At 71.0% G+C, this 5,981-nt stretch carries 7 protein-coding genes and 1 pseudogene; 7 read left to right on the forward strand and 1 reads right to left on the reverse strand.

Features of this window, described 5'->3' with window-relative positions:
* A pseudogene (locus BG452_RS28210) lies at nt 1–618 on the reverse strand (chromosomal replication initiator DnaA); the annotation flags it as partial.
* Between the two features lie 354 nt (nt 619–972).
* On the opposite strand from BG452_RS28210, the gene rpmH reads away from it, so the two are divergent.
* The 7 genes from rpmH to BG452_RS28245 all read left to right on the forward strand — a co-directional run bounded on the left by rpmH (nt 973) and on the right by BG452_RS28245 (nt 5,823).
* The gene (gene rpmH / locus BG452_RS28215; RefSeq protein ID WP_030392420.1) at nt 973–1,110 is read left to right on the forward strand and encodes a 50S ribosomal protein L34; all 138 of its coding nucleotides are present in this window, start codon (nt 973–975) and stop codon (nt 1,108–1,110) included.
* An 18-nt stretch (nt 1,111–1,128) separates the two neighbouring features.
* On the forward strand, nt 1,129–1,557 hold the full coding sequence (gene rnpA, locus BG452_RS28220; RefSeq protein ID WP_188307179.1) for a ribonuclease P protein component: 429 nt from the start codon (nt 1,129–1,131) through the stop codon (nt 1,555–1,557).
* A complete protein-coding gene (gene yidD, locus BG452_RS28225; RefSeq protein WP_188307180.1) occupies nt 1,554–1,868 on the forward strand; it encodes a membrane protein insertion efficiency factor YidD in 315 nt (104 codons plus the stop codon). The genes rnpA and yidD overlap by 4 nt, the downstream gene beginning before the upstream one ends.
* A 3-nt stretch (nt 1,869–1,871) precedes the next feature.
* Nucleotides 1,872–3,029, forward strand: a complete 1,158-nt coding sequence (gene yidC / locus BG452_RS28230; RefSeq protein ID WP_188307181.1) for a membrane protein insertase YidC — start codon at nt 1,872–1,874, stop codon at nt 3,027–3,029.
* A 66-nt stretch (nt 3,030–3,095) separates the two neighbouring features.
* Nucleotides 3,096–3,626 carry a R3H domain-containing nucleic acid-binding protein gene (locus BG452_RS28235; protein WP_188307182.1) on the forward strand — a complete coding sequence of 177 codons (531 nt, stop codon included), beginning with the start codon at nt 3,096–3,098 and terminating at the stop codon, nt 3,624–3,626.
* A 158-nt stretch (nt 3,627–3,784) separates the two neighbouring features.
* A complete protein-coding gene (rsmG, locus tag BG452_RS28240; protein WP_188307183.1) occupies nt 3,785–4,609 on the forward strand; it encodes a 16S rRNA (guanine(527)-N(7))-methyltransferase RsmG in 825 nt (274 codons plus the stop codon).
* 263 nt (nt 4,610–4,872) lie between these two features.
* Nucleotides 4,873–5,823: a ParA family protein gene (locus BG452_RS28245; protein WP_317621262.1), complete on the forward strand. Its 951-nt coding sequence runs from the start codon at nt 4,873–4,875 to the stop codon at nt 5,821–5,823.
* Nucleotides 5,824–5,981: the final 158 nt, after the last annotated feature.

Below are 5,981 nucleotides of genomic sequence, written 5' to 3' on the forward strand. Positions count from 1 at the left end.
GCGGCCGGCGCCGGCGCGGGGCTGCTCGCCCGGGCCGGGGCCGTACGCGCCGCCGAAGAGGTCGCCCTGGGTGGTCGAGGGCGGGCTGGGAAGGTGCCGCGGCGCCTGGCGGGGCGGGGGCTCCTCGGTCTCGTGGTACGGCGCCTGCGGCTCCTGGTAGCCGGGCCAGGGCTGGGCCGGCTGGCCGCCGTAGGGCGCGGGGCGCTGCTCGTAGCCGCCGGTGTCGTAGCGGGGGCGCTCGTAGTCCGGCTCGTACGGCTGCCGGTAGCCCTGGTCGCCGTAGTCGGCGTCGTCCTCGGCCGGGCTCGGGTACGGCTCGGCGGGGGCCTGGGGGGCGGGGGTGGTCGGCGCGGCGTTGGCGTCGACCATCACGGCGATCCGGACCGGCCGGTTGAGCTCGCGGCTGAGCGCGTCGGTCAGCTGGGGCAGCAGCCGACCCTCCAGCACCTGCTTGGCCCGCTCGTTCGGGGTCGCCAGCAGGGCGGTGTCGTGCATCATCCACATGGGCTGGGTGCGCTGCACCCACTGTTTGTCCATCTCCCCGACATCGGGGTCGCTGACCAGCCGCTCGACGACCCTCGCCCAGACCGGGACGAGGTCGCTGTTGACATCAGCCACTGGTGCACGCTTTCCAAGAACAAAACCAGACAAGTCCTGCAACGGTAGTCAGCGAACAGGGACGGATCAAGTCGTTGTCCACAGGCTGTGGGTAAACGCCCCCCGGGCGGCTGGTTTGACCCTCGACCCCCGTCCCGCGTACCGTAACCAGGTCGAGTTGTCGATGGCCGCTGCCGCATGTCCGCGGGTCCGCCCGCTCCATAAGGCGCGCAGCACGGGCGCCGTGGATTGCCTCAGACCCCAGCCGAACTGGGGCGATGGGCCGGATTTCCGAATCACAGGGAGATCACGCGGACGCACGGTGACGGCCAAGCGACCTCCCGTCATCCTACGATTCACCTCAGGAGCCCCCGAGTGAGCAAGCGCACCTTCCAGCCGAACAACCGTCGTCGCGCGAAGACCCACGGCTTCCGGCTGCGGATGCGTACCCGCGCCGGCCGCGCCATCCTGGCTGCCCGCCGTGGCAAGGGCCGCACCAGCCTGTCCGCCTGATCCGCACCAGAGTCTGTTGTGCTGCCCTCCGAGAATCGGCTGCGGCGGCGCCAGGACTTCGCGACCGCGGTGAAACGCGGTCGCCGGGCCGGCCGGCCCCTTCTGGTCGTCCATCTCAGCAGAGAGGGCGAGCAGCAGGGGCAGACCGACCGGACCAGCGACATCCGCCCGCACGTCGCCGAGGGGACTCCTTCGGCGCGTGCGGGTTTCGTCGTGAGCAAGGCCGTTGGCCCGGCGGTCGTTCGCAACCTGGTGAAGCGCCGGTTGCGCCATCTTCTCCGTGATCGTCTGTCCAGGCTGCCCGCCGGTAGCCTGATAGTGGTGCGTGCGCTGCCCCAGGCCGCGACCGCCTCGTACCAGGACCTCGAACGTGACCTGGACACGGCGCTCAAGCGGTTGCTGAGGGTCGAGCCCGCCGCGACGGCGCCGACGGGAGCAGGGCGATGAAGTACCTGCTGATGGGACTGATCAGGGTCTACCAGTGGACCATCAGCCCACTGCTCGGTCCGGTCTGCCGTTATTACCCCTCCTGCTCGCACTACGGCTACGAGGCCGTGAAGGTGCACGGGGCGGTGAAAGGCGGCGGGCTGACCGTCTGGCGCATCCTGCGCTGCAACCCCTGGTCGCCCGGCGGGGTGGACCACGTTCCGCCTCGCAAGCACCCGGTGTGGCACCGCCGGCTGCGTGATCTGCTGAGCCCCAAGAGCGGGACCGCCGAGCCGGAGCCGGTGGCGAAGCCCGATGTCCAAGGAGTCTGACCGGTGACCTTCGGTTTTCTGAGTCCCCTCTACACGGCGGTGTCCTGGATCATCGTCCAGTTCCACTCGCTGTACAGCAACATCTTCGACCCGGACGGTGGCTGGGCCTGGGGTCTCGCCATCGCCTCGATGGTGGTCGTCATCCGGATCTGCCTGATCCCGCTCTTCGTGAAGCAGATCAAGGCGACCCGGGCCATGCAGGCGATCCAGCCGAAGATGAAGGCCATCCAGGAGCGCTACAAGAACGACCGGCAGCGCCAGTCCGAAGAGATGATGAAGCTGTACAAGGATGCGGGTACCAACCCGTTCTCCAGCTGCCTTCCCATCATCGTTCAGGCGCCGTTCTTCACCGCCCTCTACGGCGTGCTGTCCAACGTCGCCAAGGGCCACGACATCGGCGTGATCCACGGCTCCCTGCTGACGAGCGCCGGCAAGGCGCACATCTTCGGTGCCCCGCTCTCCGCGACCTTCGTCAGCAGCCCCGAGACCAGCGTCAAGATCGTCACCGCGGTGATGATCATCATGATGTCGCTGTCGCAGTTCGTCACCCAGCGCCAGCTGATGACCAAGAACGTCGACCTCACGGTGAAGACGCCGTTCATGCAGCAGCAGAAGATGCTGATGTACGTCTTCCCGATCATGTTCGCCGTGATGGGCATCAACTTCCCGGTCGGTGTCCTGGTCTACTGGCTGACCACCAACGTCTGGTCGATGGGCCAGCAGCTGGTCGTCATCCACAACAACCCGACCCCGGGCAGCAAGGCCTTCGAGGAGCGCCAGGCGCGCCTGAAGAAGGCCGGCCGACTGCGTTCGGACGGTACGGAGATCAAGGGCGCGCTCTGGGGCATGCTGCCCCCGTCCAAGGCGGCCATCGCCGAGGCGGCCTCCGCCGCCGCCGTGGTCGAGGAGTCGGTCCGGGCGAGCCGCCAGCAGCCCCGTCGCCAGAGCAAGGCCCAGCGCCAGCACGGCGGCGCCGCCCAGGCGGCCGAGCCGAGCGAGGACTCCCAGGTCGAGCAGCCCGCCGAGGACGCCGCCCCGGCCGACTCCGGTGCCGAGCCGACGGCCGCCAAGCAGACCGCGGCCAAGCCCGGCGGCACCAAGCAGGGCACCCGGCAGCAGCCCAAGCGCGGCGGCGGCCAGCGGCCGAAGAAGAAGTCCTGACCGGACTTCTGCGTAGAGCTTCGTTCCCCGCCCGCCAGCCGGGCCCATCTCCGAAGGAGTCCATCAGTGACGGAAGGCACCACCTCCGCCGTCGAGGCCGAGGACGTCGCCAGCACGGACGAGAGCGTCATCAGCCGCCTGGAGCAGGAGGGCGACATCGCGGCGGACTACCTGGAGGGTCTGCTCGACATCGCGGACCTCGACGGTGACATCGACATGGACGTCGAGGGCGACCGCGCCCTGGTCTCCATCGTCAGTGACGGCAACGACCGCGCGCTGCAGCGGCTGGTCGGCCAGGACGGCGAGGTGCTGGAGGCCCTGCAGGAGCTGACCCGGTTGGCTGTCCACCGGGAGACCGGCGAGCGCAGCCGTCTCATGCTGGACATTGCCGGCTTCCGCGCCCACAAGCGCGAGGAACTGGCCGTTCTGGGCGCCAAGGCCGCGGAGCAGGCCAAGAGCAGCGGCGAGCAGGTCAAGCTGCGGCCGATGACGCCCTTCGAGCGCAAGGTCATCCACGACGCGGTCGCGGCCGCCGGTCTGCGCAGCGAGTCGGAGGGCGAAGAGCCCCAGCGGTGCGTGGTCGTGCTGCCGGCCTGAGGCCGTCGGACCGACGACCGGTCGCCGCGGCGGCCGGTGGGCCTTACCGAACGCGACCCCGTCCGCCTCGTGCGGGCGGGGTCGTTGTTCCTTCTGGGATGTTTCACGTGAAACAGTGCGTTGAGCGGGTCGGTGGATCCGGAGATCGGAGAGTCGAGATGGACACGGAGAGCGCGGCCACCGGCCGTCCGGGGGCGGACGTGAACCCTGACGCCGAGGAGCGGACCGAGGTGCCCGAGCTGGACGTACTGGCCGAGGCGCCGGCCGCCGCCCGGGAGGTCTTCGGTGACCGCTTCGACGCCGCCGTCCGCTACACCGAGCTGCTGGCCACGGCGGGCGTCCGGCGCGGACTGATCGGGCCCCGCGAGGTGCCCCGGCTGTGGGACCGCCACGTCCTCAACTGCGCGGTGCTGGCCGAGCTGCTGCCGGCCGGCTCCACCCTGTGCGACGTCGGCTCCGGCGCCGGCCTGCCCGGCATCCCGGTCGCGCTGGCCCGTCCGGACGTCTCGGTGACCCTGCTGGAGCCGCTGCTGCGCCGGACCACCTTCCTGGAGGAGGTCGTCCGGGAGCTGGGGCTGGAGAACGTCACGGTGCTGCGCGGCCGCGCCGAGGAGATGGTCGGCAAGCTCGCGGTGGACGTGGTGACCGCCCGGGCCGTGGCCCCGCTGGACCGGCTGGCCGGCTGGGGCATGCCGCTGCTCCGCCCGCACGGGCAGATGCTGGCGCTCAAGGGCGACAGCGCCGAGCAGGAGCTGGCCGACTCGCGGGCCGGGCTGGCCAAGCTGGGCGCCATCGAGTGCAGCGTGATCGCGGTCGGCGAGGGCACCCTGGAGACCTCGACCCGGGTGGTCCAGGTCAAGGCGGGGGAGAGCCCCGGCGGGGTGAAGGCCGCGACCCGGCGGGCCAAGATGGCCCGGGCCGGCCGCAACACCGGTGCCAAGAACGGCCAGGGCGCCCGGGGCGGGCGGCGCCGCACCCGCTGACCCCGGCGAAACCACGACAGCGGGCGGACGGTCCCTCTCCGAGGGGGAACGTCCGCCCGTCGTCGTTCGGATGGCCGGCGGGCCTGCGGCGGGCCACCGGAGTGTCGCAACGTCAGATTTCCGACATAGCGGGCATGGTGTTTCACGTGAAACGTCGCTCTCTGCTCTCCGGAATCCTTGGTCGCAGCCGGGCGGCGACTGTTGCCGCTCCGGTTTCACGTGAAACACTGAGCCCCATGCAGGACTCGGAGACCATCGACCAGATCGATGACACGCCCATCGCACGGGCTGCCCAGGCTGCGGTTCAGGCGATCGGCCGAGCGGGGGAGGGGCTGCCCCGGCCCGCCGCCACCCGGGTGATCGTGGTCGCCAACCAGAAGGGCGGGGTGGGCAAGACCACCACCACCGTGAACATGGCCGCCTCGCTGGCCATGCACGGGCTGCGCGTCCTGGTGGTCGACCTCGACCCCCAGGGCAACGCGTCCACCGCCCTCGGCATCGACCACCACGCCGAAGTGCCGTCCATCTACGACGTCCTGGTCGAGGGCAAGCCCCTGGCCGACGTGGCCCAGCCGGTCGTGGACGTCGAGGGGCTCTTCTGCGTCCCCGCGACCATCGACCTGGCCGGCGCCGAGATCGAGCTGGTCTCGCTGGTGGCCCGGGAGAGCCGGCTGCAGCGGGCGATCGCCGCTTACGAGCAGCCGCTGGACTACATCCTGATCGACTGTCCGCCCTCGCTGGGCCTGCTGACGGTCAACGCCCTGGTGGCCGGTCAGGAGGTGCTGATCCCGATCCAGTGCGAGTACTACGCGCTGGAGGGCCTCGGCCAGCTGCTGCGCAACGTCGAGCTGGTGCGCGCGCACCTCAACCCCACGCTGCACGTCTCGACGATCCTGCTCACCATGTACGACGCCCGGACCAGGCTGGCCGCCCAGGTCGCCGAGGAGGTCCGGACCCACTTCCAGAAAGAGGTGCTGAGCACGGCGATCCCGCGCTCGGTACGCATCTCGGAGGCGCCCAGCTACGGGCAGACGGTGCTGACCTACGACCCGGGCTCGACCGGGGCGCTCTCGTACCTGGAGGCCGCCCGCGAGCTCGCGCTGCGTGCGGCGGGCCAGGGCGGCGGCTCGCTGGTGGGTCAGCAGCGGGGCGGCAGCGGTACGGGGCACGGCGCCCCGATGGCACAGCACGGTACGACGGAGGGTCAGCAGTGAGTGGTCGCAGGGGTCTGGGACGAGGGCTCGGGGCGCTGATCGGTCCCGCCACGCCGGCGGACGGCGGGGCGGCGCAGCCCGCCGCCGCCACGTCCGCGCCGACCTCGGTGGTGGCGACCGGCACGACGTCGCCGGCCTCGGTGCCGGTGCTGCCGGGC

Origin of the sequence: Streptomyces sp. CBMA123 (genome assembly GCF_014596465.1) — a bacterium.
GTDB lineage: Bacteria > Actinomycetota > Actinomycetes > Streptomycetales > Streptomycetaceae > Kitasatospora.

Coding starts and splice junctions, on each gene's coding strand:
- yidD (WP_188307180.1), top strand. CDS start 1,554: ATGAAGTACCTGCTGATGGGACTGATCAGGGTCTACCAGTGGACCATC.
- rsmG (WP_188307183.1), top strand. CDS start 3,785: ATGGACACGGAGAGCGCGGCCACCGGCCGTCCGGGGGCGGACGTGAAC.